This window comes from Bacillus sp. GMa5/1 (genome assembly GCF_050172015.1).
GTDB lineage: Bacteria > Bacillota > Bacilli > Bacillales > Bacillaceae_G > Bacillus_A > Bacillus_A cereus.
On sequence record NZ_JBNLYC010000346.1, the window covers coordinates 1 to 2,242 of the forward strand.

A 2,242-nucleotide genomic window follows, 5' to 3' on the forward strand; every position below is an offset into this window, starting at 1 on the left:
AGATTCGTATTTTACTTACTTAATTAACTAATCCAAATGCATACGACATTAACTTATTTGTCTCTGTAAAACGTTTTGTTTTACTTGATGTCCCCATGACCACTGTAATAATTCGATTATCACCTTGCTTTGCAGTCCCAGTAAAACAGTATCCTGCGCTATCTGTAAATCCAGTCTTTAGTCCGTCCATTCCTTCTATATATAAACTTTTATTATTTTTGTTTAACATGTCGTTTGTGCTTATAACATTAATATTATTAAATGCTAGCTGACTTTGACGTAAGTGAGTCACTTCTAATATTTCCGGATAATCTTTTATAAGATGATACGCCAATTGTGCTACATCACCAGCCGTCATTTTTGTTTCACTTCCATCCGGCTCTTGTAATCCAGAAGCATTTGCAAATTTAGCATGTTCCGACATTTTTAACTGTTTCGCTTTTGCATCCATAAGCTGAACGAAATCTTTCTCCGATTTTGCCATATGTTCTGCTAAAGCCACAGCCGAATTATTAGCTGACTCAATCATTAATGCATGATATAAATCTTTAACAGTTAATGTGTCATTAACTTGTACTGGGATTCTCGCTCCTTCTGTTTGTGCCGCCTTCGCACTCATTTTTACTGGATCTTCCCAGCGAACTTTCCCGTTATGTATACTCTCTAGTAAGAGATACGCTGTCATCATCTTAGACATACTAGCCGGTGCAAAAGCTTCATTTTCATTATATTGATAAATAATATCTCCATCACTCGCATCGATAATCATAGCTGCTTTTGCGTTAATTTCTGGTGGGATGTACTTTGGCGGGACTACTTTTTCAGTAAATCCTGCTTTAGGTAGTTCTGCCACTTGCAAAGGTTGTCCCTCTACATTCGCTATGCTCTTTTGATTTCCTTGGAATAAGAACCAACATATCCCTAAAATAATAACTAATAGGACTGTCATCCTTCCCCATTTTAACCGATTCATTTCAAAACTCCTTTAGCAAACCTTTTATACACTCACATTTAACCTTAACAACAATTCCTTTATACAGTCAAGGTAAAAGGTATATTTATTCATAGTACAGCAATGATTTTTTTAATTTATTTATATTAAACTTACAATATTGAAACGTAAGAATATTCAATAATAAAATCTCGTAAATAAAGCGAAACTTTAATCAGCCCCCCAATCGGGCTACCCGTCAAATAGCGAGATAAACTATTTAATAGAAGGGATTCATACAAATGCTACTTCCAAAATCATTAAAATACGGAGACACAATTGGGATCTACTCCCCTTCTTCACCAGTAACCTACACTTCTCCAAAAAGATTTGAACGAGCAAAATCTTACTTACAGCAGAAAGGGTTTCATATATTAGAAGGTTCATTAACAGGTCGATATGATTTTTATCGTTCTGGTAGTATACAAGAGCGTGCTGAGGAGCTAAATGTCTTAATAAGAAATCCTAATATTTCTTGTATTATGTCAACAATTGGTGGGATGAATTCAAATTCAATATTACCTTATATTGATTATGATGCTTTTCTAAAGAACCCTAAAATAATGATTGGGTATTCAGATGCAACTGCTTTATTACTAGGAATTTACGCCAAAACAGGAATCCCTACATTTTATGGACCAGCTCTCGTCCCTTCCTTTGGCGAATTTGAACCTTTTGTTGATTGCACATACAAATATTTTGCTGAAACTTTACTACATGATCATTCTCTTCCTTATCATATAAAACAACCATTATTTTGGTCAGATGAATTTATTAATTGGGAAGAAAAGACGAAGGAGAAAGAACTTCGACCAAACGATTGGATTTCAGTAATTGATGGAAAAGCTACTGGGCGTATTATTGGCGGGAATTTAAACACGATACAAGGAATTTTGGGTAGCCCCTATATGCCACATATTCAAGAAGGCGACATTCTCTTCATTGAGGACAGTTCAAAAGATGCAGCTACTATTGAAAGAAGCTTTTCATTACTTAAAATTAACGGTGTATTCGATAAAATTTCAGGTATCATTCTTGGAAAACATGAGCAATTTGATGATTGTGGTACAAATCGAAAGCCTTTTGAAATACTATTAGAAGTACTTCAAAATCAAAGAATTCCTTTTCTAGCTGACTTCGATTGTTGTCATACACATCCCATGATTACCATGCCTATCGGTATTCAAGTAAAGTTGGATGCAACAAATAAAACGATACATATTGTAGAACCTTGGAAAAAATGAATGCATA

2 protein-coding genes are annotated in these 2,242 nt (G+C 34.6%); one reads left to right on the forward strand and one right to left on the reverse strand.

Annotated features, from left to right (window positions below):
• Window positions 1–19: 19 nt before the first annotated feature.
• A complete protein-coding gene (locus ACQGSG_RS28430; RefSeq protein ID WP_001080871.1) occupies window positions 20–973 on the reverse strand; it encodes a D-alanyl-D-alanine carboxypeptidase family protein in 954 nt (317 codons plus the stop codon).
• Window positions 974–1,233: 260 nt separating this feature from the next.
• Between ACQGSG_RS28430 and ACQGSG_RS28435 the strand changes: the two genes are divergently transcribed.
• Window positions 1,234–2,235: a S66 family peptidase gene (locus ACQGSG_RS28435; protein WP_098877179.1), complete on the forward strand. Its 1,002-nt coding sequence runs from the start codon at window positions 1,234–1,236 to the stop codon at window positions 2,233–2,235.
• The last annotated feature ends 7 nt before the right edge of the window (window positions 2,236–2,242 follow it).